The 25,191-nt window shown below is 44.3% G+C and carries 21 protein-coding genes and 2 pseudogenes; 20 read left to right on the top strand and 3 right to left on the bottom strand.

Going from position 1 to position 25,191, the window contains the following annotated elements; genetic code table 11:
- The first annotated feature begins 153 nt into the window (after positions 1-153).
- The 10 genes from DP114_RS09575 (at position 154) to DP114_RS09530 (ending at position 12,729) form a co-directional block, all read left to right on the top strand.
- Complete coding sequence (locus DP114_RS09575) at positions 154-1,761, top strand: ferredoxin--nitrite reductase (RefSeq protein ID WP_171975969.1); 1,608 nt, start codon at positions 154-156, stop codon at positions 1,759-1,761.
- Between the two features lie 192 nt (positions 1,762-1,953).
- Complete coding sequence (locus DP114_RS09570; protein ID WP_171975968.1) at positions 1,954-3,465, top strand: NarK family nitrate/nitrite MFS transporter; 1,512 nt, start codon at positions 1,954-1,956, stop codon at positions 3,463-3,465.
- A 457-nt stretch (positions 3,466-3,922) separates the two neighbouring features.
- Positions 3,923-6,145 (top strand): molybdopterin oxidoreductase family protein, encoded by a 2,223-nt coding sequence (locus tag DP114_RS09565; RefSeq protein ID WP_171975967.1) that lies wholly within the window; start codon positions 3,923-3,925, stop codon positions 6,143-6,145.
- Between the two features lie 244 nt (positions 6,146-6,389).
- Positions 6,390-7,157 carry a glycosyltransferase family A protein gene (locus tag DP114_RS09560; protein ID WP_169265178.1) on the top strand — a complete coding sequence of 256 codons (768 nt, stop codon included), beginning with the start codon at positions 6,390-6,392 and terminating at the stop codon, positions 7,155-7,157.
- Positions 7,135-8,439, top strand: coding sequence for a DegT/DnrJ/EryC1/StrS family aminotransferase (locus DP114_RS09555; protein WP_169265179.1), 1,305 nt, complete (start codon positions 7,135-7,137; stop codon positions 8,437-8,439). The genes DP114_RS09560 and DP114_RS09555 overlap by 23 nt, the downstream gene beginning before the upstream one ends.
- Positions 8,436-9,665 (top strand): 3-dehydroquinate synthase family protein, encoded by a 1,230-nt coding sequence (locus DP114_RS09550; RefSeq protein ID WP_169265180.1) that lies wholly within the window; start codon positions 8,436-8,438, stop codon positions 9,663-9,665. Before DP114_RS09555 ends, DP114_RS09550 begins: the two co-directional genes overlap by 4 nt.
- Positions 9,665-10,408, top strand: a complete 744-nt coding sequence (locus DP114_RS09545) for a sugar phosphate nucleotidyltransferase (protein ID WP_169265181.1) — start codon at positions 9,665-9,667, stop codon at positions 10,406-10,408. The genes DP114_RS09550 and DP114_RS09545 overlap by 1 nt, the downstream gene beginning before the upstream one ends.
- Positions 10,405-11,034 (top strand): SIS domain-containing protein, encoded by a 630-nt coding sequence (locus DP114_RS09540; RefSeq protein WP_169265182.1) that lies wholly within the window; start codon positions 10,405-10,407, stop codon positions 11,032-11,034. Before DP114_RS09545 ends, DP114_RS09540 begins: the two co-directional genes overlap by 4 nt.
- Positions 11,035-11,041: 7 nt before the next feature.
- A complete protein-coding gene (locus tag DP114_RS09535; RefSeq protein WP_169265183.1) occupies positions 11,042-11,626 on the top strand; it encodes a D-glycero-alpha-D-manno-heptose-1,7-bisphosphate 7-phosphatase in 585 nt (194 codons plus the stop codon).
- Between the two features lie 125 nt (positions 11,627-11,751).
- Positions 11,752-12,729: an SDR family NAD(P)-dependent oxidoreductase gene (locus DP114_RS09530; protein ID WP_211178444.1), complete on the top strand. Its 978-nt coding sequence runs from the start codon at positions 11,752-11,754 to the stop codon at positions 12,727-12,729.
- Positions 12,730-12,826: 97 nt separating this feature from the next.
- Here the strand turns inward: DP114_RS09530 and DP114_RS09525 are convergent, their stop codons facing one another.
- Complete coding sequence (locus DP114_RS09525; protein WP_211178445.1) at positions 12,827-13,162, bottom strand: site-specific integrase; 336 nt, start codon at positions 13,160-13,162, stop codon at positions 12,827-12,829.
- Positions 13,159-14,112, bottom strand: a complete 954-nt coding sequence (locus DP114_RS09520) for an NAD-dependent epimerase/dehydratase family protein (protein WP_169265184.1) — start codon at positions 14,110-14,112, stop codon at positions 13,159-13,161. The genes DP114_RS09525 and DP114_RS09520 overlap by 4 nt, the downstream gene beginning before the upstream one ends.
- Before the next feature lie 481 nt (positions 14,113-14,593).
- On the opposite strand from DP114_RS09520, the gene DP114_RS09515 reads away from it, so the two are divergent.
- The 6 genes from DP114_RS09515 to DP114_RS09490 all read left to right on the top strand — a co-directional run bounded on the left by DP114_RS09515 (position 14,594) and on the right by DP114_RS09490 (position 20,362).
- On the top strand, positions 14,594-15,337 hold the full coding sequence (locus DP114_RS09515; protein ID WP_211178446.1) for a sugar phosphate nucleotidyltransferase: 744 nt from the start codon (positions 14,594-14,596) through the stop codon (positions 15,335-15,337).
- Positions 15,330-16,511 carry a DegT/DnrJ/EryC1/StrS family aminotransferase gene (locus tag DP114_RS09510; RefSeq protein ID WP_211178447.1) on the top strand — a complete coding sequence of 394 codons (1,182 nt, stop codon included), beginning with the start codon at positions 15,330-15,332 and terminating at the stop codon, positions 16,509-16,511. The genes DP114_RS09515 and DP114_RS09510 overlap by 8 nt, the downstream gene beginning before the upstream one ends.
- A 98-nt stretch (positions 16,512-16,609) precedes the next feature.
- Complete coding sequence (locus DP114_RS09505) at positions 16,610-17,674, top strand: radical SAM protein (RefSeq protein WP_169265187.1); 1,065 nt, start codon at positions 16,610-16,612, stop codon at positions 17,672-17,674.
- A 22-nt stretch (positions 17,675-17,696) separates the two neighbouring features.
- Positions 17,697-18,521, top strand: a complete 825-nt coding sequence (locus tag DP114_RS09500) for a class I SAM-dependent methyltransferase (RefSeq protein ID WP_169265188.1) — start codon at positions 17,697-17,699, stop codon at positions 18,519-18,521.
- 27 nt (positions 18,522-18,548) lie between these two features.
- Complete coding sequence (locus tag DP114_RS09495; RefSeq protein ID WP_169265189.1) at positions 18,549-19,268, top strand: PIG-L deacetylase family protein; 720 nt, start codon at positions 18,549-18,551, stop codon at positions 19,266-19,268.
- Positions 19,265-20,362, top strand: coding sequence for a glycosyltransferase family 4 protein (locus tag DP114_RS09490; protein ID WP_169265190.1), 1,098 nt, complete (start codon positions 19,265-19,267; stop codon positions 20,360-20,362). The genes DP114_RS09495 and DP114_RS09490 overlap by 4 nt, the downstream gene beginning before the upstream one ends.
- A gap of 56 nt (positions 20,363-20,418) precedes the next feature.
- On the opposite strand, the gene DP114_RS09485 is transcribed toward DP114_RS09490, so the two are convergent.
- Positions 20,419-20,652, bottom strand: coding sequence for an NAD-dependent epimerase/dehydratase family protein (locus DP114_RS09485; RefSeq protein ID WP_211178448.1), 234 nt, complete (start codon positions 20,650-20,652; stop codon positions 20,419-20,421).
- Positions 20,653-20,877: 225 nt separating this feature from the next.
- Between DP114_RS09485 and DP114_RS09480 the strand changes: the two genes are divergently transcribed.
- The 4 genes and pseudogenes from DP114_RS09480 to DP114_RS09465 form a co-directional block, all read left to right on the top strand.
- Entirely contained in the window at positions 20,878-22,323 is a 1,446-nt protein-coding gene (locus DP114_RS09480; protein ID WP_169265191.1) for an MATE family efflux transporter, read from the top strand.
- Between the two features lie 115 nt (positions 22,324-22,438).
- The gene (locus DP114_RS09475; protein ID WP_169265192.1) at positions 22,439-24,073 is read left to right on the top strand and encodes an alpha-D-glucose phosphate-specific phosphoglucomutase; all 1,635 of its coding nucleotides are present in this window, start codon (positions 22,439-22,441) and stop codon (positions 24,071-24,073) included.
- A 140-nt stretch (positions 24,074-24,213) separates the two neighbouring features.
- Positions 24,214-24,554, top strand: a pseudogene (locus DP114_RS09470) (IS4 family transposase); the annotation flags it as partial.
- A 71-nt stretch (positions 24,555-24,625) separates the two neighbouring features.
- Positions 24,626-25,064 (top strand): annotated as a pseudogene (locus DP114_RS09465) (molybdopterin dinucleotide binding domain-containing protein); the annotation flags it as partial.
- Between the last annotated feature and the right edge of the window lie 127 nt (positions 25,065-25,191).

The raw sequence follows: 25,191 nt of genomic DNA, 5'->3' as shown, positions 1-25,191 counted from the left end.
ACTTATATACCTCATAAACCTAGAAAAACAGGATGTTATGAGGTGAACTAGCGCTGGTCTCACCGTAAGGCGTGGCGTTAGCCATAGGGTGATAAATTGATGTTGAGCAACGACCTCTAAAACTTTTCTGGAATTTGCAATTGAGTTGAGCTCATGACAGACCTAGCAACTACCACTACAACCAGCTTAAACAAGTTTGAGAAATTTAAGGCACAAAAAGATGGTCTTGCTGTTAAGGCAGAAATAGAAAAATTTGCCTCTGTTGGCTGGGAGGCGATGGACGAAACCGATCGCGATCATCGGCTTAAGTGGGTGGGTGTATTTTTTCGCCCAGTCACTCCTGGTAAGTTTATGATGCGGATGCGGATACCTAATGGTATTCTCAGTTGCGAGCAAATGCGTGTGCTTGCTGAAGTGATTCAGCGTTACGGTGATGATGGTAACGCTGACCTTACGACCAGACAAAATATCCAACTGCGGGGCATCCGGATTGAAGATTTACCAGAAATCTTTAAGAAACTTCGTGCCGTAGACTTAACCAGTGTCCAGTCAGGGATGGATAATGTCCGCAATATTACAGGCGATCCAGTCGCTGGGTTAGATGCGGATGAATTGTTTGACACACGAGAGTTGGTACAACAAATTCAGAATATGATTACCAGTCAAGGTGAAGGTAATCCTGAGTTCACCAACCTCCCACGCAAATTTAATATTGCGATCACTGGTGGACGGGATAATTCAGTTCACGCCGAAATTAACGATTTAGCTTTCGTTCCAGCTTTTAAGGAAGTCGAGGGAGCTCGGATCTCTGAGCAGGGAGCAGAGGAAGAAATGACTTTCTCATCCCCAATATTTGGCTTCAATGTTATTGTTGGTGGATTCTTTTCTGCTAAGCGCTGTGAGGCGGCTGTTCCGCTGAATGTTTGGGTTCCACCAGAGGATGTCGTCGCTTTGTGTAGAGCCGTTTTAGAAGTTTTTCGTGATCACGGCTTACGCGCAAATCGGCAAAAAGCCCGCCTGATGTGGTTAATTGACGAATGGGGTTTGGAAAAATTCCGCGCAGAAGTTGAAAAACAGTTTGGTAAGTCGTTAATCAGGGCAGCAGCACGGGATGAAATTGATTGGGAAAAACGCGACCACGTTGGGGTATATAAACAAAAACAACCAGGATTGAACTACGTAGGGTTACACATTCCCGTTGGTCGGTTGTTTGCCGAGGATATGTTTGAAATCGCACGTCTGGCAGAAGTTTACGGCAGTGGCGAAATCCGTCTTACGGTTGAACAAAACTTGATTATTCCCAATATTGCTGATTCATTGCTGGAAAGTTTATTAACAGAACCTGTACTTAACAAGTTTAGTATTAACCCCACTTTGTTGACGCGATCGCTCGTTTCTTGCACAGGCGCACAATTTTGCAACTTTGCCCTCATTGAAACCAAAAACCGCGCTTTAGAAACCGTAAAGGCGTTGGAAGCAGAGGTAGAACTAACTCGTCCTGTGCGAATTCACTGGACAGGATGCCCCAACTCTTGCGGACAGCCCCAAGTGGCAGACATTGGCTTGATGGGAACTAAAGTTCGCAAAAATGGTAAAACTCTGGAAGGGGTTGATATTTACATGGGTGGTAAAGTTGGCAAGGAGGCACAACTAGGAACCTGTGTTACCAAAGGTATCCCTTGCGAAGACTTGATACCAGTCTTGCAAGAACTCCTGATTTCACATTTTGGCGCACGCTTACGAGAACCAGCGACAGTTTAAAGCTACGCCTGATTTCATTTCCATATTTTTTTTCTACATTATTTGTCCTGATTCATTAAGTATTAGAAATGACTTAGGGGATAAGGACAGGCTTCACTAAAAATGTAGCCACATGAATGTTTTTAGGACCATCGCACGATTGTCCCCAGATTTGTCGATCCAATTTTTCTGTCTTCTATCCAATAAAACCCAATGCTCAAAGGATTGTTTTCGTTTAACGGTCGCTATCGCATTCTGCACCAGACTTGGTTTGCCTTCTTTCTAACTTTTGTTTGTTGGTTTAACTTTGCTCCTTTTGCGACAACTATTGGCAAGGAGTTACATCTGGCACCAGAGCAAGTTAAGACTTTGGGCATTTGCAATCTTGCTTTAACAATCCCCGCACGGATCATCATTGGGATGCTTCTAGACCGTTTTGGTCCGAGAATTACCTATTCAATGCTGCTGATTTTTGCTGCTGTTCCTTGTTTGGCAACAGCGCTATCGCAGAATTTTCACCATCTCGTCATCAGTCGCTTACTAATGGGAATTGTTGGTAGTGGGTTTGTCGTTGGTATCCGGATGGTGGCGGAATGGTTCCCACCAAAGGAGATTGGAATTGCCCAAGGTATTTATGGCGGTTGGGGTAACTTTGGGGCTTTTGGGGCAGAGTTTGCCCTACCTACAATTGCGGTTGCTGCTAGCTTTTTGAGTGGTGGCGCTTCTAATTGGCGGTTTGCGATCGCCCTAACTGGTATCATCGCCGCTATCTATGGCGTGATTTATTACAACAGTGTTCAAAACACACCCCCCGGCAAAGCTTATAAAAGACCTAAGAAAAATGGTGCTTTAGAAGTGACCAGTGTTAAAAGCTTCTGGGCAATGATTCTGTCAAATTTCGGTTTGATTTTCGCCTTGGGTTTGTTGGCTTGGCGTCTGGAACAAAAGAACATTCACTTTTTGAATTTGAGCCAAATGTATTTGGTTTGGGTCATGTTGGCAGGATTATTTGCTTACCAAACATACAAAGCTTGGCAAGTTAACAAAGAACTTCTCACTGGCAATAAAACCTACGCTCTTTCTGAACGCTATCAGTTTGGTCAAGTTGCTTTACTCGAATTTACTTACGTGACTAACTTTGGTTCGGAACTTGCTGCCGTTTCCATGCTACCCGCGTTTTTTGAAAAAACCTTTGGTTTAGAACATGTGGTAGCTGGGATGATTGCTGCTACTTATCCCTTTTTAAACTTAATTTCTCGTCCCAGTGGAGGTTTAATTTCTGATAAGTTTGGCTCCCGTAAATGGACAATGACAATTATTTCTGTTGGCATTGGTGTCAGCTATTTAATGGCACATTTTATTAACGGCAGTTGGGCGCTTCCAGTTGCAATTGCAGTGACGATGTTAGCCGCTTATTTTGCTCAAGCTGGCTGCGGTGCGACCTACGGAATTGTACCTCTCATCAAGAAAGAAGCGACTGGACAAATTGCTGGAAATGTGGGAGCTTACGGTAATTTTGGAGGCGTGGTTTATCTGACAATTTTCAGCTTAACTGATGCACCAACGCTGTTTACCACAATGGGTGTAGCTGCTCTGATCTGCGCTTTTATGTGTGCTTTTTTCCTGAAGGAACCAAAGGGTTCGTTTGCTGCTGCTTATGAAGGTGAAGTACCAGAAATGGGAACTGCAGCGAATCACAATTCTGGTCTGATGGCGGAGAAATAAGATGAAATAATTGATATCTTAGAAAAATCTGGCATAAGAGTATTAATAACCGCAGATGGACGCAGATAAAGTATCTGTGTTTATCTGTGTTTTTTTCATAAAATGATGTTGTTTTAAAAATCTTTATTTAAAATTAATAGATTAGATAAATTGTATAAGAAAGCTCTATCAATCAAGTCACTAAAAAACGACATTTTGTATCAGTAAAAACTTTTTTTGTTTTTGAACTCAGATTTAATTAAGTAGAAATACTTGCAATTACGAAATTTGACTTAAAAGAGTAAATAAAATTAAGCAAATATTAGTTACTCTGATTTCATGTTTGGTCAATCAGTACTCGGAGAATTTTGTTAGTGCAGTAAACTGAATAGAACAAGTTTAAAAACATAGTATTTTGCTGGAATAGATCTTTGACAAACGAAACATTTAAACAATTTATGAACATGGTGGAATTGCCATGACTGAATCTACCAAAACTGTGTGTCCATACTGTGGTGTTGGCTGTGGACTGGAAGTTTCTCCGCCAGCACAATTAGGCAAAGCGACTCATCGAGATAGTCACGGAAATCCGATTTGGCGGGTGCGAGGCGACAAAGCGCACCCTTCTAGCCAAGGTATGGTTTGTGTCAAAGGTGCCACAATCGCTGAGTCTTTAGACAAAAACAGATTGCACTACCCAATGGTACGAGACTCGTTGGATCGGGAGTTTCGCCGCGTTAGTTGGGATGAAGCTTTTGATATTATTGTCAATCGTATTCAAACACTGCGCCTCACCACTGGATCTGAAGCTATATGTATGTATGGTTCAGGTCAGTTTCAAACTGAGGACTACTATATGGCTCAGAAACTCTTAAAAGGGTGTCTGGGTACTAATAATTTTGATGCTAACTCGCGTTTATGTATGTCTAGCGCTGTAGCTGGATACATACAAAGCTTTGGATCGGATGGTCCGCCGTGTTGTTATGAAGATTTGGAGTTAACGGACTGTGCGTTTTTAATTGGGACAAATACGGCGGAATGTCACCCAATTATTTTTAACAGACTTGAGAAATACCACAAAAAGAACCGCAAAGTGAAAGTGATTGTGGTTGATCCCCGTCGCACACCAACCGCAGAAGCCGCTGATTTACATTTAGCTATTCGTCCCGGTACAGATATTGACTTGTTGAACGGTATCGCTCACTTGTTGATGCGCTGGAACTACATAGATACCGCATTTATTGACGACTGCACTAGCAACTTTCCCGCATATGCTGAGGTGATTCGCCACTATCCTCCAGAGGTGGTGGCTCGTCAATGTGGTATCAGTGTTGAAGATTTAGAAACAGCAGCACGCTATTGGGGTCAATCTAATCGGGTGTTGTCCCTGTGGTCGATGGGCGTGAATCAATCATCAGAAGGAACTGCTAAGGTCAGAACTATTATTAACCTGCACCTGATGACTGGACAAATTGGCAAGCCAGGTGCAGGACCTTTCTCTCTCACTGGTCAGCCAAACGCGATGGGAGGACGAGAAGCTGGAGGTTTATCGCACTTGTTACCTGGCTATCGAGTGGTCAAAAATCCTCAGCACCGCGCCGAGGTTGAGGAGTTTTGGGGACTCAAGCCAGGACAGATTTCTCCAAATCCCGGTATGACGGCTTGGGACATGATTACTGGGCTGGAAAATGGCAATGTGGGGTTAGTGTGGGTTGCTGCTACTAATCCTGCTGTGAGTATGCCGGATTTGGAACGGACTAAGAAGGCTTTGTTGCGATCGCCCTTCACCATCTACCAAGACGCCTACTATCCAACAGAAACCGCTGCTTACGCTCATGTCCTGCTTCCAGCTGCACAGTGGAGTGAGAAAACTGGCGTGATGACCAATTCTGAACGCATGGTCACGCTGGGTCCAGCATTCCGTCAACCGCCTGGTGAAGCCAAACCAGATTGGGAAATTTTTGCAGAAGTTGGTCGCAGGTTGGGTTACCACAAGGAGTTTGCTTTTGCTAATTCTGCTGAAGTTTACGCTGAGTTTGTCAAACTCACTGGCGATCGCCCTTGCGATATGACGGGTATTAGTCACCAGCTATTACAGCAAAGTCCGACACAATGGCCCCATCCGCAAGAGAGGGGCATAGAAGAAGTTGAATCTAGACTCTCCCGTATTCCCTTGCAAGGGAAGCGTCTCTACACCAACCTCCGCTTCCACACCCCTGATGGACGCGCGCGCTTTGGGGCGTATCACTCGCGAGGCTTGGCAGAACCACCAGACCCGAATTATCCTTTTGTCTTGACAACTGGGCGACTTTATGGTCATTGGCATACCCAAACTCGTACTGGTCGGATTGAAAAGATTTGCCAAATGCATCCTGAACCGTTTGTTGAGATTCATCCCCGTGATGCTGCAAAGTTGGGGATTACAGATAGTCAGTGGGTGGAAGTGCGATCGCGTCGGGGAAAAGCTAGGTTTCCGGCAAAAGTTACGAAGGCGATCGCCCCTGGTACAGTGTTTGTCCCTATGCATTGGGGTGCGCTTTGGGCAGAGAATGCTGAAGCTAACGCCCTGACTCATCCAGAATCTTGTCCCGATTCACTACAACCAGAATTAAAAGCTTGTGCCGTACAGCTCGTGCCTGTGGCTGCTGAATCGGTTGTTACCGATAAGACCACTAGGACCCGAGCCGAGATCGGTGCGTAGTTCATGCCACTTCACCCAAAAAGCTTACTAAAAAAGTCCCATTAAGTGTGTTTGGTAGAATAAAGGTAACATTATCAACAGATAGGTCTTATTGACAAAACTAGATCTATCTTTTTTTATCATAAATTGCTGCACATTTTTTTGATCACAAGCGTTTAAAACTATTTTGTCGCCCCGTCAGGTTTGCTCTACAGTACTGTTCATGCTATTAATGCTTTGGAGAGTTATTTAATAAGCAAATGGTATGCACAAAATTGCTGTTATCACCTTCTGCTTTGACCGGGAATTGGAACTGGTACGCTGTATAAAGAGTGTTCAGGCTCAGCAGGATGCACCACCCTTTGTCCATTACGTGTTTTCTGAGCGCGTTGAAGCTCTTAAAAACGTTTCCGAGGTAGCAAAGGTGGAGAAGCTTGTTCATTGGGTTTCCATTAGCAATCCCTATCATGCAGAACACTCTTCTCCTCGCATGGCCAAGCTACGTCAGGCGGCCTTGGAGATGATACAAGAGCCGTATGTCTGTTTCCTGGACGATGATAATGAAATTCTACCGAATCATTTGAGCAGTTTGTTTAATGTCATAGAAGTCCAGCAACTAGATGCTGCCTATTCCTGGAGGGTATTGGTTTACCCTGATGGTTCTCCGTTCACGGGGGATTACTACCCATGGAACCCAAGCCAGGAAATTGCGGAGTCATTATACCAGTGGTGTTTGGAAAATGGGCTACTCCGTCCTGGAGACTCGATTGTCTACGATGGTCCCCGAAATTCAGATGATCCACGTAACGTAGCCACTGTAGATATGAATGAGTGGTTGTTTCGCACAGATTCCATACGCCATCTCGGGTTCAACCCGGAATTTTCTCAGCAGGAACTGGCAAATCAAGTCGGTGAAGACGACAAATTGCTAGAAAAAATTCTCCAGAACGATTTTCGTTTTGAGTGTACCCAGAACGCAACTGTCCGTTATTACCTGGGAGGTGTTTCCAATGCTATACCCAACATCAAGTGAATCAAAGCTAACCAAAGAATCCAGCAAACTAGCAATCAATGGGGGAACCCCTATTTGTCAAAAGACCTGGCCCACTTGGCCTCAATCCAACCCGGCAACGGAAAAAGCGGTCATTGATGTTTTGCGTAGCGGTCGCTGGACAATTAGCGGTTTTACTAATGGGAAATCTACTCAAGAGCAGATATTTGCGGCAGCTTTTGCCGATTTTCTAGGAGTGAAGCACTGCATACCCACCGATCACGGTACCTCAGCTCTAGAACTAGCTTTAGCCGCGTGCAGTGTAGGACCAGGAGATGAAGTGATTGTACCCGGACTTACCTGGGTTGCCTGTCCCTATGCAGTGCTGACAAATCAGGCGGTTCCAGTGTTGGCGGATGTAGATCCCCATACCATGTGTATTGCCGCTGAATCAGTGCAGCAGCTGATCACGCCTAAAACCAAGGCTGTACTGGTAGTTCATTTATACTGTCGTATCGCCGACATGACCGCCCTAAACCTCATAGCAAAAGAACACAATCTGGTTCTGATAGAAGACTGTGCCCAAGCCCATGGAGCCCGGTGGCGCGGAAGAAGTGTGGGAACCATAGGCAAGGTGGGAGCGTTCAGTATGCAACAGGGAAAACCTATGACTTCTGGAGAGGGAGGATGTTGTGTCACTGATGATGATGAACTGGCGGATCTGATCTATCGTCTACGCACCGATGGCAGAAGTTTTTTACCGAATGTACAAGCGTTGGGAAAGATGCAATTGTGGGAACACGGTGGGGTAGCTGGGCGTAACCACTGCCTTTCTGATATTCAATTGGCAATCCTTACAGCCCAACTCAAGGACTTGCAGGATCAAAACGCCCGTCGTCGGGAAAATGCTGCTTATCTCACAGAACTGTTGATACAATTACCAGGAGTGTCTATTCCCAATTTTCACGATCCGGAGGACGAAGAAACTTACTATCACTTCGCTTTTTTCTTAAATGAAGAGTTTTTGCAGGGGCGCTCTATTGGCTGGGTTAGTGAGGCTTTGTCCGCTGAACTTGGCATCTGGGTTCATCAGCCCTATGTGCCACTAAATCGTCATCCTCTTTATGTTCCAGAGGAGAAACACTGGGTAAAGCAATGTACCGAGGCCCGCGAGGCAGTGCGCAAAGATCAATTTACGCTTCCCTACGCAGAAGAAGTTTATGGAAAAACCCTACTCCTGCATCACTCTATTCTCCTAGCAGAACACAAGGATATGGAGCTGATTGCTGCGGCAATGAAAAAAGTTCATGAGGTCGGGAAATGATGCGCCCTGATACGATAGCAACACCGTATAATAAACAGCATTCTCAAGTAGAGGAGCAGCTAATCAAAATTAACTTTTTCTTTGCTGAGCGGTCAATGCCCATCTTCATCGGACAAGACGTAGGTTCGTCATGTATCGAGTTTTGTGCCCAGAGAAATCCGGATCGGCTCTTTTTCATAGCAGATTCTCATGTCTGGGATCTGCACGGCGAAGAAATCATCTCTTACTACGGGTCTCATTTTCCTATCGAAACTGTTCTGGTGGAACCAAATGAGCAGTGTAAAACTCTAGATCTGGTCAACCGCCTGCTAGAGGCGGCTATGGCTGCTGGTGTAACTCGTCGCAGCATCATCATGGCTCTGGGTGGCGGACTAACGGGGAATATTGCAGGTATGGTAGCTGGACTGCTCTATCGAGGTATTTCCCTAGTGCATCTGCCCACATCCTTTCTAGCCATGTCAGATTCTATCCTTTCTCTCAAACAAGCGGTTAACGGCAGTACAGGCAAAAATCTTTTTGGTATGTATTATTTACCGACTGCCAGCTTTGTATCTGTGAACTTTCTGCGAACCTTGCCTCAGGTGGAACTCGTCGCTGGAATCAATGAGTTGATCAAGAATTGTTTGGTGTTTGACGCTGAGCGTATTGAAATCTTGCTCTCGCTTATCAATCAGCCTCAAACTTGTTCCACCCTAACACAGCTTTTAATTCTGGGGATTGAAGCTAAACAGAAATTACTACTGCAAGATCCGAATGAAAAGAACATCGGCATTTCTCTGGAATACGGACACACCGTTGGACATGCTTTAGAGTATCAGGGCTATGGTCTGTCCCACGGGATTGCTGTTGCATTGGGAATGCTTGTGGCATCTGCCATTTCCTTCAAGCGGGGGTGGTTAAGTGAACAGGAGTATTGGCTGCACTACGAACTGATTAACAGTGTCAATGGCAACCTACAATTTCCGCAAAATCTCGACTTGGATACTACTATCAATATTATCCGTAGGGATAACAAACACGGCTATCTCACTCTCTGCCAAGATCCGCATCCTTTTGTTTTGTTGCGGTCAATAGGAAGGGTTGAGATGACTGAGGGCAAACCCCTAGTTGGTGTTAGCGAGGATGAGATTATCACCGCTATAAAACAGGCTCAAAGTGATGCATGGGAGTATTTTCACAGGATAAACTGTGCGCAAGCGAATATATGGAACGCAGGAGTTGGTTGATGTTTGACCAGGCTGTTATCCTTGCAGGTGGACGAGGAACTCGTCTAGCTCCTTTGACCGACACCTTACCCAAGGTCATGGCACCCGTGCATGGTCATCCTTTCCTAGAATATCAGATCATGTATCTGCTCCGTCAAGGAATTACCTCTATTCTTCTTTTGGTCGGCTATCGCTGGAAACAGATTTGGGACTACTTCGGGGACGGTAGCAAATGGGGAGTGGATATTAAATATAGCCAAGAATTAACACCTTACGGTACTGCCGGATGTTTGTCTCACGCCTATCCTCAGCTTAGAGACTCCTTTGTTGTGATTTATGGTGACTCTTTTCTGCCTTGTGATTATGCACTCATGTTTAAGTGTGCTACTGAACACGCACCTACCGCTTTCATGACCGTCTATCCCAACCGAGGAGAATTGCCCGTTCCTAACAATGTGCAAGTTGATTCTGAGGGTTACGTTCAGCAGTATCTCAAAGATAAACCAGAGCTAAAATTTGATTATGTCGATGCGGGTGTACTGCTGTTGCACCGCCATCATGTAGCCGCTTTTCCCCAGCATCTTCCTTCCAGTTTAGAGGAGGACATTTTCCCCCGTTTGGTAGCTTCAGGAATGATACGAGCTTTCGTGAGCGAGCAGCGCTTTTATGACATTGGAACGCCAGATCGATTGGATGTGTTCCGGCAAGATGTTACGAAATTTTTCGACCTATCAAATTTTCGCGTGGGTTCAGGCTTACTATGAATAATTTACAAAATCCTATGGCTCTCGAACCAGAAAATCATCAATCTCGGCGTATGATTACTGAACCCCAACACTATATAAAGGTGTTGCGAGATGTGCTCTCCCTTCTTGATTTTGTAGCGATAGAAAAGATAGCTCACATCATCTTTAATACTGTAAACCGACAAGCCCAAGTGTTGCTAGTGGGTAATGGTGGCAGCGCCAACAACGCAGCTCATTATCGTTGCGATTTCTTGAGCACTTTCCGCTATCACCAACTTCGGTTCCAAGTGCTTAACTTAGCTGAGTCTCCTGCGATGCTTACTGCTCTGGGAAACGATTTTGATTTTACTGAAATCTTCAGCTACCAGGTTCAAGAAAATGGCAGACCTGGCGATTTACTCATCATGCTCACAGCTTCAGGTAATTCCCCGAACATTCTTGCCGCCTGCAAGACAGCTCAAAAGTTGGATATGTGTACTGTATCAATTACTGGCTTCGATGGGGGGAAGGTTGCCCAGATGGCCGACTTCAACATTACTATTCCCTCTGATAACTATGGTATTATCGAGGATACTCAACTAGCTGTGGGTCATATGCTCAGCCAAACTATTAGCGGAATGCTTAAAAAATCTTTAGTAGGCTGAAACTGTCATGCAGAGAAACTCCCATGTTAGACCAGCAGTCTTTTTAGACCGTGATGGCACTCTCATCAAACATGTGCATCATCTTTGCTCCCCAGAGCAGGTAGTACTTGAGCAAGGAGCAGCCGAGGCTCTCTGTCTCTTGCAAAGCGCAGGGTTTGCCTGCGTAGTGGTAACCAATCAGTCAGTAGTTGGACGGGGAATGCTGACTTTCGAGGGACTAAAAGCTATTCACGATAAGATGGAGCAGCTCCTTTCTATGCAGGGAGCAAGTGTGGAGGGTATTTACTTTTCCACTCACGTTCCTCGTACTTCAGACTTACGCAAAGTTGAGTATTTTGATAGAAAGCCGGGTCCTGGTATGCTGCTCTTAGCAGCCCAGGAATTAGGACTCTCTGTAGCAGATAGCTGGATGATTGGCGACTCCATCAGTGATGTGCTGGCTGGTGTAAACGCTGGTTGCAAAGGTAGTTGTCTCCTGAAAACAGGGCTGTATTCTCTTGAATGGCAAGATGACAACCAAATCTCGTTTCTCGCCTCGGATATATTGGATGCAGTTCAGATAATTCTGAAACAACATAGCATTTGTATATAGGCTATTACCCTTCTTGCGTAACCAGCTTTTCTAGTTGTGTCAACAAGCATTCAAATTTCTTTCGCTTTTTGGAGTTATCCTACACCTTTAACCCTAATCACAAATCTTAAACCAGGAGAGTTATAATGACAGTGTTGGTTACAGGTGCAGGTGGTTTTATTGGCAGCCATCTCACTGAAGCCTTGTTAAGCCAGGGATACAAAGTTCGGGCTTTAGTACATTACAATAGCCAAAATAACTGGGGGCATCTCCGAGAGTTACGACCTGAATTGCAAAGCAAACTAGAGGTGTGTCTGGGGGACATCACAGATACTTATTTGGTCACCAGTCTGGTTGCAGGGTGCGAGGTTGTATTCCACCTTGCTGCCTTAATTGGTATTCCCTATTCCTACCAAGCCCCAGCTTCCTATGTGGCTACGAATGTGTGTGGAACTCTAAATGTTCTGCAGGCCTGTCGTCAAGCAAGTGTACGTCGGCTAATTGTAACTTCTACAAGTGAGGTTTATGGTACAGCTCGTTACACTCCCATAAATGAAGCTCATCCATTACAAGCGCAATCTCCATACGCTGCAAGCAAAATAGCCGCAGATAAGCTAGCTGAATCTTATTTCTGTAGCTATGATCTACCTGTCGTAACCTTCCGCCCATTCAACACCTATGGGCCTCGTCAATCTGCCCGTGCTATCATTCCAACGGTGTTGACTCAGGCTATCGCCAAAGTTGAAAAAATCACTCTCGGAAATCTAGAACCAAAGCGTGACCTGACCTTTGTTTCAGATACTGTGCAGGCGTTCTTGTTAGCAGCTCAAACACCAGGGATTGAAGGAGAAACCATTCACTTTGGGCAAGGTACAGCAGTGAGTGTAGCGGAGATTGCTCAACGATGTTTGAGTGTGGTTGGTAGCAAGGCGGAAATTGTGAGCGTGACTGAACGACAACGACCCCAACATAGCGAAGTTCAACTACTCTTGTGTGATGCGTCTAAGGCACAACGCATGTTGGGGTGGAAACCAATAATCTCACTAGATGAGGGATTGTCTCGAGTAGCTGATTATGTGCGAAGCTACTCTGAGCAATATCGCCATAGAGATTATGTCGTATGAGTATACAATCCTTTTATGAATAAATGTAACAACAGTGCGGTAAGTTGATAATTGATCCCTTGCAATCATCCTTTAAACATTTTCCAAAAAACAGTATTCATCCGTGAGAGGTTAAGGTAATTGCATTTTTGTCAAGAGGTCTTTGGAATATAAGTTGTTCCATGCCGTAGCATATGGGCATGAACAGGAAAAGGTAGACAAGCCTTCTCACCAGCCCGTTCAACAATTCCAGCGATAGTTCTTGTGCTAATGATCCGTGTCGAGAAGACTGGAAAACATAGGGACTAGCAGGATAATCTCTTTGCAGCTTGCGGAGAGCGCGAATTTCCTCAGAGTAAAGACGATAAATAGACGGAGTACCTTTTTTAACTTGCTTTACGTAAATTGTGCCACTATTCCAGTCTATTTGCTCCTCGACTCTGGGCAGTGTCAAAGTCCGGTAACCTGGCGATACCAGTTAATTGTCTGCTTCAGTCCAGTCTCAAAATCTACTTTGGGCTGGTAATTCAGTAGCTTCTGAGCTTTGGTCAAATCAACTAGGCGAATGGGAATAGTCGTTGGCTTGGATGGATCGTAGGTCGGAGGAACGGTATGCCCAGTTAGTTTGAGAATCAATTCTACCGCTTCCTTAATAGTCACGGGTTGACCGGAGCCGATGTTGATGGGATCACAGTTAGCACAGTGTTCCATTGCTGCTAGGATTCCTGTCACAAGATCGGTTGCGTAGACAAAATCTCGCACTGTCGAACCATCTCCCCAGACCTCAAACGGATTCTGCTTCTCCAGAGATCTACGAATTAGTGCAGGCAATACCTGGGAAGTTTCAAAGTCAAATTTGTCGTAAGGTCCGTAGACATTTGTGGGACGCACGACAGCGACTTTGAAGCCATAGCGTTGGTAGTAAAACTGCGCCAATTTTTCAATGTAACGCTTCATCCAGCCCACCCCCATGTAGCTGGGGTATGGGTCACCCACAAAGGCTTCAGTTTCTTTAACCGGGTAATCTGCTGGGGGATAGATAGTGGTGCTACTGATAAACAGTAGACGATTGACCTTTGACAGACAGGCAGCTTCAAACATCTGGGAATTGAGTAGGAGATTAATTGTGACGTGAGCCACTGGGTTTCTAGCCATAACGGCAGCACCTGAAGTATTGGCAGCACAGAGAAAAACATAGTTCATGCCTTTCACCACTTCATAACAGTCATCCCGTTGGGTCAAGTCACACTGGACATATTCGATACGCTCGTCCTGAACGAGGGATGGCTTTTTATGAAGTGTTGCTCGCACCACTGCCCCGCGATTTAACAATTCCTCGATCAAATGAGTGCCAATTAACCCTGCTCCTCCAGTTACTAAAACCTTTTTATTCTTGTAAAACATAGATTCTCCAGAATTTGTACTATTGTGGCTTCACATCTACAAACGGCAATCGGCATTGATAGTGACTTCAACGTATTTATTCTTTCATAAAGTCGTCAGTAGACCGAAAAGTTTTGGGATTGAGATCAGGTACGCTCCTCGTATTAACCTGCCACACCTGACGTTGCCTCTGTTAGCTGTATTATTGCAATACCTTAGCCAATTTAACAATGTGCCGAAATCAGGTAATAAGCGTAGGTTTTTCCATCCCCCTGAGTATACTAAGTTGGGCAAAAATTGTAGTGAGTGTGATTGAACGACAACGACCCCAAGATAGTCAAGTTGAACTACTCTTGTGTGATGCATCTAAGGCACCACGGATATTGGGGTGGAGACTGACAATCTCTCTAGATAAGGAATTGTCTCGAGTAGCTGATTATGTGTGGAGCTACTCTAAGCAATATCATTATAGAGATTATGTCGCATGAGTACAGAATCTCTAATGAATAAATGTAATAGCAGTGCAGCCGGGTTAAGAACTGTCATTTTGGCTGGGGGTAAGGGAACCAGACTGAGACCTTTTACCGTCAACTTTCCTAAGCCTCTTGTACCCTTAGGCGATACACCTGTACTGGAAGTCTTAATCCGTCGCCTTATCCACTATGGTATTACTGATATTACTCTTGCCTTAGGGCATCTAGCTGAGTTGGTTAAAGCATACTTTGACCATCGGCAGAAGCTAGTTGAACACATTACACTCCATTTTATCGAAGAAGAAGAACCAACGGGAACAGCGGGTTCACTATCATTTGTTCCCAATCTTGATGATACATTTTTGGTAATGAATGGAGATTTGTTAACTAATCTAAATTTTCATGATCTGGTGCAGTTCCACCGAGAACAGAAAGCATTGCTCACAATCGCAACCCATACTCGCACAGTCAAAATAGACCTAGGTGTTCTAAAATTGGACGATACCTATCAAGTCGTTGATTACTTGGAGAAGCCAGAAACAAAGTATCAAGTCAGCATGGGGATCTATGTCTATGAACCGAGCGTACTTAAACACATTGAGTACGGCAAATATCTTGATCTGCCCGATCTGGTATTGCGACTTTTGGCAAAAGGGGAGCGAATTTGTGCGTATCCGACCGATTGCCTCTGGTTAGATATTGGTAGACCGGATGACTACGCCAAAGCCCAGGAAATCTTTTCCGAAAAAAGGGAGGAGTTTGACCTTGTCTAATTGGCACATTCCTCTTAGCGATTTGGATTATGGTTCTGAAGAAACCATGGCTGTTCAAAGAGTGCTGCAAAGTAAGTGGCTTTCTATGGGGCCAGAAGTTCAGGCTTTTGAACAGGAGTTTGCAGAATTTTTGGGAGTAAAGCATGCGATCGCTGTAGCTAATGGAACAGCAGCTTTGCACTTGTCCTATCTGGCACTGGGGTTAGAGCCTGGGGATGAGATTATTCAACCCGCAATTAATTTTGTAGCAGCAGCCAACATGGCTGTAGCAATAGGCGTGAAACCAGTGTTTGCCGATATTATTGGTCTGAATGAACCTACAATAGATCCAGCAGATATTGAACGTTGCATCTCGCCTCGTACAAAAGCTGTTGTAGTTATGCACTATGGTGGTTACCCTTGTCGCATGGCAGAAATTCAAACAATTTGTCAGCAATATGGTTTGGTATTGATTGAAGATGCCTGTCATGCTGTAGGAGCACGTTACCTTGACTCCCAAGCAAGAGAGCCCCATGGGAACATGGTAGGCACGCTGGGTGATATTGCCTGCTTTTCATTCTTTAGCAATAAAAACTTAGCAACTGGAGAAGGCGGTTTAGTCACTACCAATCGGGATAATTTAGCTGAACGTCTGCGTCTGCTTCGCTCCCATGGAATGACGACTCTCTCTTGGGAGCGTCACAAAGGTCATGCAAGCTCTTATGATGTAATCCTACACGGGTATAACTATCGACTTGATGAGTTGCGAGCTGCATTGGGTAGAGTTCAGCTTAGAAAACTGAAGCGCAATAACTCCCGACGCCAGCAAATTGTATTAGCTTATCAAAAGCATCTGACCCCGCTATCAGGTTGGACTGTTCCCTTTTGGGACTATCTTGGTGACTCCGCTCATCACTTAATGGCACTTGTAGCACCAGATAGGGAAACTCGCACTCATGTAGTCAAAGCTTTAAAGCAAGCAGGCATTCAAACAAGCTTTCACTACCCCTGCTTAGCAGACTTTACAGCGTTTAGACATTTGACAAGTCATGACTTAGAACAAAGCCGCTTGTTTGCCCAAAGTGTTATAACACTACCACTGTTTCCAACTATGACCACAGACCAAGTTGAACAGGTTTGCTCCCATATTTATGAATTTAGCAGTCTTACGAAGCTAAAAGATGACCTCCATTAAAACTATTTAGGAGTAACTTTTTAATAATTCCCAAAATATCGGGGATAAGTAGACAAGACGTACTATAGTTTTCATAGCTACCTCTAAAGGAAATGTACATGCCAAGTGTCCATACTATCAAACCCAAGCCGGAGCAACAAACCTTCTATTCCCCCTACTGTAGCGAGTATCCCAAAGCTCTTTACATAGAGTTGACTGATCGCTGCAATCTTTTATGTCCTATGTGCCGCCAATCTGCCGTAGCAGGCGATGTGCTACCACTAGAAACCTTCAAGGAAATTGCAGACACCTTATTTCCTCATGCAGTATTCGTAGATCTCCGAGGGTGGGGCGAAAGTACAATGTTGCCTACCTTTGATGACTATCTCGACTATTCCCTCAAATTTCCTCTAAAGAAAAAGCTGATTACTAATGCCACCGTAAATAAGCCATCTGTTTGGCAACGACTTGGTGAAAATGGCGTCGTAGTCGGTGTATCTATTGATGCAGCAGACAAAGAGTTGTATGAACAGCTACGCGTTGGTGGCAAGTTAGAGAAAACTCTTGCAAACGTGCAGCAGTTAGTGCAAGCAGCTGAAGCGGCAGGATATGACCCTAAACAACAAGTATACTTTTGTATTACTGCCAGTGGTTCAAATATTTTCGATATTAAAAATATCGTTCGCATAGGACTCGATTTGGGTATTGACCGTTTCAAGTTAGAACCCATCAAAACCTCTGATCAAGACCCTGTTCACCTCAAGAATTTCACCCTGGAGGTGCGAGAGGAAATGGAAACACTGCGCGAACTCGCTAGGGAAACAGGGGCACGTATCGAACTTTCGGCATCAATGATTGAGGGGGATGTACACGTAATGGCGACGCGAAAGCTGTGCATCCATCCTTGGCAATATCTTTATGTCAATGCCAGGGGTCGGATGGGATTTTGCGACCACCTCAATGGTGTAGAGGAATTTACTTTTGCTCGCTGGGGCGAGGTTGATTTCGATACCTTCTGGAATGGAGAACAAATGGTGAGACTGCGACAGGAACACTTGGAGCGCTTCCACCAAAAGCAGCAGATCTCAATTTGTGGCGATTGCAATTGGTGTTATGACCAACGCTACATGGATTTGGAAGACTGGGTAGAACCGGGTTGGTCAGCCTATCGCGTGCAACTTTGAAGAACGAGCAAAGAAAAATACAATGGTCAGTGAAGAACTGTGTTGCCCCTGGGAGCAGCTCTTTTATGAGCCAGCGCTGCTCGATTCTGCTTCCGGCGATGCTGATAGCGGTGAAACCGTAAAGTATTACTGTTCAATTCTTAAACAAGGAGAAATCCGGGTACTTGATGTTGGTTGTGGAACAGGTCGGTTAGCTATTCCGCTAGCAGCTCAGGGCCACGAAGTATATGCCATAGATAGTTCCAGTGATATGGTCTCTTTTTTTCAGGAGAAGCTTGCTCACCTTGACAGTGAACTCCAGTGCCGCATCCATCTGCATCATCTAAATATTCAGTCGCAATTTTATGATGGCAGCCTTGATGTTGCTATAGCAGTAGACGATTTTCTTACGCATTTTTTGGATGATTCAAGTTTGCTTTCCACTCTCAAAAATATTTGCTATAGTCTTAAACCGGGCGGTCGTTTCCTGACGGACTTACGAGGAAGGAGTCAACAACGCATAGCAACAGCCACCCAACCTTTTCCCAAACCCATGCATTTCTTCGGTATTGTTCACCAAGTGCCAACGCCATTTGGAAAGAGATCAGCTGCTATGCGCTCTGTAGAAAGCTATGACGAAAATAAGCGCATCCTGACTAGCACTCAGATTTTTGAATGGATCTTGCCTGATGGCACTGTTGAGAAAACAATCTACCGCACTCTACGCCAGCGATTGCATCGTTTAGAACAACTCGCTGCTGCTGCGGAGGATGTGGGTTTGAAGTTAGGATTAGCACACCAACGTCTTAACCCATTGAACGAGGCTAGCTACGAAGAGGGAATGTCTGTGGAATTTTATCGGGTGTAACGATGGTTAAAAGGATTCAGTGAAACAATGAATTTACTCCTTTCCGCCCATGCCGATGATATTGCCTATTCCCTTGGCGGTGCCTTGCTAAAGGGATATATCAGTCAAACTACAGCTACTTTAATCACCGTGTTTCAGCGCGGTTTATATGTCCCCTACGCTCGACCAGAAGCTTCGGTAGAGGAAGCCAGTGCCATTCGGAATACTGAGGATCTTGCCTACGCCGCCAAAGTTGGCCTCAAGCACAAGGGGTTGGGGTTAGGGGATGTTACTCTGCGGGGATACCCAGATTTGGACTCCATTTTCACAGTGACAGATTACCGCCAAGACCCAGGTGCAGTGGAGAGTATCGAGACAATCCAGTCATTCTTAAATGAGCAAACAGAAATGACGCACCTCTGGGTACCTTTGGCGATCTGCAATCATATCGATCATGTATTGCTACTGAAGGCGGTTCTTGGATGGAAGGCAAAACCCGAACTGGAAGTGATTTTTTATGAAGATATTCCCTATGCGGGCTTTGAGGAGCTAGACAGTATTGAAACCTGGGTACAGCAAGTCATTGGCTCGGCAGAAGCAGAAATTATCGATATCAGCGAACAGTTCGAGGAAAAACTGAAAAATTTGGAAATTTATGCTTCCCAGGTTAGCCAAGATGACATCGAGTTGGTAAAACTGCATGCCCGACGCATCGTACCGGGTTTGGCAGTGGAACGTGTGTGGCGCAAAAAAAGGTTAGGAGAATGAAAGTCGCGATCGCAACTCAGTGGTTAACACATATGGGAGGTTCTGAAGTCCTAACAGTAGCGACTGCTTTGTCTCTAGCACTCCTGGGACATCAGGTACAGGTCATCGTTGCCGAAGGGACGATTCATCCCAAATTTGAGCGTCAATTAGATCAACAAGGAGTGAAGCTAGTTTCTTTAGCGGTCTATAATAATATAACAGATAAAGTTGCTGCTCTAACACAGCTGCTGCGACAACAGCAACCCACTCTGGTCCACTTTATTCCCCTCGAATCCTTAGCTTGTGAGTGGATAGCAACGGAAACGGTTCGAACAATTCCTGTGGTAGTCACAGAAACGACTAACGCTTCCCCTTCCGTTTGGTGGATTGGCGATCGCGAGCACTATGCTTTTAAAGCAGCCGATGGAGTAATCGCTATGTCCCATCAAGCTGCGGCGAACATTCAGCGCTATAGGAAAACAGAGCAACTTTTACAAGTCATACCACCGTCCTTGCCTCCTATAGATAATATGTGGGATCCACCTTTGATGGAAATAACGGATACTGCCCTCAATAATATTGGTTGCGTCAGCCGACTGTCTGAAGAGAAGGGGCTAGAATTTCTTCTAGCTGCTATGACTATGATTGATAGAAAAGCTAGGAAAATAACGCTGCACATATTTGGTGAGGGACAAGAGCGTTATCGAGTTGAATCTCTAATTCGGGCTTTCGATTTAAATGATGCGGTTGTGCTGCACGGATATGTCGAGGACATATATGTAGCTATAAAAAGCTGTGCACTTTTTGTTCTTCCTTCTTTAGTCGAAGGGTTGCCTCTGTCTTTAATTGAAATTATTGCTTCGGGACGACCTTTCATTGCTACAAATGTGGGAGGTATCCCAGAACTGGTTGATGGTGAAGACTGGGCTGATTTAGTGCCTGTAGGAGATTCAAGAGCACTAGCAGAAGCTATTGAGCGGCGGATGGGAAATCCAACACAGGCGTGTAGCAGTGGGAGACTGGCTCGTGCTGCTTATGAGCGTTGCTGGCATTCCAGACTACGGGCAGAAGAACTCATTCAATTTTATCAACAGGTCTTATTTAGACAAGTTTAACTGGTGTAGAGTACCACATTAACCCTCTTTAATGTCTCAGATGCTAGCAATAACACCTACACAGCATATGAAACAAAGGTCAGATCACACTTTGGTTCTAGATTTCCGAGAGTAATTTTTTCAACTTTGGCGATCGCCTGAGTCAACACCGTTGGAATGGTAGCACGGGCAGATTGACGAGGTCCATAGGTGTTGAATGGGCGGAGGGTTACGGCAGGTGAACTATCGCTACAGAAATAAAATTCAGCTAGCTTATTTGCAACTATCTTGCTCGTGACTAATAATAACACTACTTAGTAACTCTTCTACTGAATTGTTACAAACTTAATTAAAATTAAAATAGTTTACAATAAATAATTAAAATTAAAATAGTTTACAATAAAATTTTTATCTCAATTCCAACAGTTGCCCTAAATGAGAGTTGCGATTATTTAACCGATGCTCTAGATGTAGTACTTTACCAAATTCCAAACTTTTTTAAACTTTTTTTGAAGGAAAATACTTCTGTTACTGAAATGCAGATAGCTTCAACTCAATTTAAGTCAGAGCTTTTATCAGAAGCTCTAAAAAGTCTACGACTGATAGTTCCCTTAGTAATTACTCAAATATCTGATACTGCCATCAATGCCATTGATGTAGTAATGATGGGCTTACTTGGTGCTCAAAGTTTGGCAGGTGGTGCTCTAGGCGCAATTGCTTTTTCTACCTCAGTATATGTTGTGTATGGAATTTGCTCTGGAGTAGGAGCAATGGCAGCTAAGGCTTTTGGTGCGAGCAAGACAGACCAAATAGATCGCGTCACTTGTCATGGACTATGGCTAGCAGGTGCAATATCTATACCTGTGATGCTCTTAATTTGGCATTGCGACTCGCTGTTGCTCTTATCGGGTCAAGAACGCAGCAATGTTCTGCTAGCACAAACCTATTCACGAGCGCTGGTTTGGGGTTTTCCTGCTGCCATTGGTGTTCTCATACTAAAAGACGTTGCTTCTGCTGTCAATCACCCCCGATTTATCGCAGCTATAACAATATTTGGGATGTTTTTAAATATACCACTTAACTATGTAATGATGTTTGGTAAATTCGGTTTTCCTCACCTTGGTTTAGCTGGGATTGGCTGGGCAAGTAGCATCGTTTTTTGGGTAAACTTCTCGATAGCATTTGCTTTGTTTTCTTTCCACCCGAATTTTAAGGATTACAAGTTTTTTGATCATTTGTATCAATTTGACAAGTCTATTTTCGTAACAATCTTCCAAACTGGATGGTCTATGGGGATTCACTTTGGAGCGGAAATAGCACTATTAAATGTTACAGTTTGGCTCATGGGGTATCTTGGAACGGAAGTGTTAACGGCTCATCAAATTGCGATCCAGACAGTAGAAATCTTTATGGCGATTCCAGCAGCCATTACCAGTGCTACTACAGCGAGAGTAGGACAAAGGCTGGGTGAGAAAGATTTGTTTGGTGTAAAAAGAGCGGCATCTATCGGTATTACTTTTGGTGCGGTGTTTTCGTTCGTTGTTGCACTAATTTGTTGGCTTTTTCCTGACCACCTTGTGGCAATTTATTTGGACATCAATAACGTAGACAATACTGAAGCCATTAAGATTGCAATATCTTTTCTCAAATTGGCAGCGCTCTACCAAATTGCTTATGGTATTCAAATGATCGCTGTTGGGGCGTTGCTAGGGTTACAGGATACTAGGATACCTATGTTGATAAACCTTTTGACTTTTTGGGGTATTGGCTTGGGTGGAGGCTATTTTATGGGACTCAATTTGGTTTGGGGAGGTATCGGTCTATGGTGGGGTTTAATTCTAGGTCCCGCAATCTCCGCAGTAATTTTAGTTTGGCGTTTTTATTCTGTAATTTCTCAAAAACTTGCCAACTGTAGTAATGAGGACCGCGATCACGTCATTAGTAGTCAACCTTTAGACGACATTCAAGCGTCTATTAGTTGAGAATGATCAACGAACTCATTTGAGTGGCTCTTTATCTTTAGAACCACTGATAGGTAAGCTTACTTGTTTTATTTTCAGCATCAAATGTCAATTCCAAACTAATTATTTTTTTTACATGAATATTCGTACCGTTTCCACAAGCCCTTTTGCCGATCAAAAACCTGGTACTTCTGGATTACGCAAATCTACTGCTGTATTTCAGCAACCCAATTACTTAGAGAATTTTATTCAATCAATCTTCGAGAGTATCAAAGATTGCCAGGGGCAGACCCTAGTACTGGGTGGCGATGGTCGCTATTACAATCGTCAAGCCACACAAATCGTCCTGAAAATGGCTGCGGCCAATAAATTTGGGCGAATTAAAGTCGGTCATCGCGGTATCTTGTCTACTCCTGCAACCTCCTGCATCATTCGCAAGTATAACGCCTTGGCTGGCATTATTTTGTCTGCCAGTCATAATCCAGGCGGGTTCCTTGGTGATTTCGGAGTGAAATACAACGTCAGCAATGGTGGACCAGCACCCGAAAAAGTAACACAAGCAATCTACGCCTACAGCAAAACAATTAACTACTACAAGATCCTAGATGCACCAGATATCGATTTAGACACTTTGGGAGAGTCTCGTTTGGGAAATACGGTAGTTGAAGTCATTGATCCCGTATATGATTACGAAAAATTAATGGAAACTTTGTTTGATTTTGATTGTATTCATCAACTTCTAACTAAATCTGGGTTTCGGATGTGTTTTGATGCCCTACACGCTGTTACAGGTCCTTATGCCCATTCCATTTTTGAGCACCGTTTAGGAGCATCTATGGGAACAGTGCGTAATGGTACGCCTTTGGAGGATTTTGGTGGTGGGCATCCCGATCCGAATCTCGTCTACGCACGTGACTTGGTGGAGATTCTTTACGGCAAAGACGCTCCTGATTTTGGGGCGGCTTCTGATGGGGATGGAGATCGCAACATGATCCTAGGTCGCAATTTTTTTGTCAGCCCCAGCGATAGTTTAGCGGTATTAGCAGCTAATGCAAAGCTGGTTTACGGTTATAAGTCAGGATTAGCAGGAATAGCACGATCAGTAGCTACTAGCACTGCTGTAGATAAAGTAGCAGCAAAGTTGGGAATTGATTGTTATGAAACCCCCACAGGTTGGAAATTCTTTAGCAATCTCCTTGACGCAGGTCTAGTCACACTCTGCGGCGAAGAGAGCTTCAGTACTGGCTCTAACCACATCCGAGAAAAAGACGGGATCTGGGCAGTGCTGTTTTGGCTAAATATTTTAGCAGTGCGGCAACAATCCGTTGAGCAAATTGTTCAAGAATACTGGCAACTGTATGGTCGGAATTATCACTTACGGTATGACTATGAAGGAGTAGATCCGGAACGAGCCGCAACACTCATGAACAAGTTGCAAACTTCAATGGCAAGTTTAAAAGGAAAACGATTCGGTCCCCATGAAGTAATATACTGTGATGATTTCAGCTATACTGATCCAGTAGATGGTAGCGTCAGTACGCATAAAGGTATCCGAATTATTTTCGATGATGAATCTAGAATTGTGTTTCGCCTTTCTGGTACAGCGACATATGCGGCAACCATAAGGATTTTTTTAGAAACTTACGAACCCAAGGTTGCTAAACAGAATCAGCAGCCACAGCAAGCACTTGCTAGCCTGCTTGCTATTGCTAATGAAATTGCCCAACTTAGTATACTCACAGGGATGGAAAAACCCACGCTGATTATCTGATTTCGGCACATTGTCCAATTGCTTTCGACTTATGTGTACACGCTGAAGGGGAGACAAGCAACCCAAAGCCTGTGTACTGTATTAAGTTGAGCGAATTATGGTAAAAAAGATCGACCAATATTGTCAATAAGATATATCTATTGAAACCGTTACCTAAATTATACCAGAAGCATCTACAAAGTTTACTTTCACAGTCCGAATTAATATTTCTGACGCTGGTGATTAAAGTAGTACAAAACATCAAAGCTGTGAAACTAGAGAAAATATCAGAGTCGTTACCATTATTCATTCAATGCTAGTCAAGACGGAAGAAATTACAAAGGTTCCTATCATTAGCAATATTGAATATAGAAGAATTGTGGTTTCCCATAATTGAAAAATGGTTAGCTCAAACTTTTTTCGGAAATCAGCGAATATATTTAGCAATCGATAGAACGAAATCGATAGAACGAATTGGAAAAGAAAAAATCTACTAATGATTCACCCGTGACAAGTTAAGAAAATTGCACATTTGTCAAGTGGGTGCAAAAAAAGGGGACAGATTTAGCTTGGGGACTGGCAGAACCACCAGATCCGAATTATCCTTTTGTCTTGACAACTGGGCGAGTTTATGGTTTATGGCACACCCAAACCCGCACTGGTCGGATTGAAAAGATTCGCCAAATGCATCCCGAACCGTTTGTTGAGATTCATCCCCGTGATGCTGCAAAGTTGGGGATTTCAGTGGGTGGAAGTGTGATCGCGTCGGGGAAAAGCTAAGTTCCCAGCAAAAGTCACAAAGGCGATCGCCCCAGGTACAGTGTTTGTCCCCATGCATTGGGGTGCGCTTTGGGCAGACAGTGCTGAAGCCAACGCCCTGACTCATCCAGAATCTTGTCCCGACTCACTGCAACCAGAATTAAAAGCCTGTGCCGTACAGCTCGTGCCTGTGGCTGCTAAATCAGTTGTTACCGATAAGACCACTAGAGTTCGAGCCGAGATCGGTGCATAGTTCGTGCCACTTCGCGCAAAAAGCTTACTAAGTATACATTTCCACAAACGCTGTTTTTTGGCGAAAAGAAATTGAAACTACTCCCTTCCTGGGCCAAAATTACCGATCCTGAACCTTGCCTTTCTTG

It is taken from the genome of Brasilonema sennae CENA114, assembly GCF_006968745.1.
In the GTDB taxonomy this organism is placed as follows: Bacteria; Cyanobacteriota; Cyanobacteriia; order Cyanobacteriales; family Nostocaceae; genus Brasilonema; species Brasilonema sennae.
This window is presented reverse-complemented; position numbering and strand designations above follow the sequence as displayed.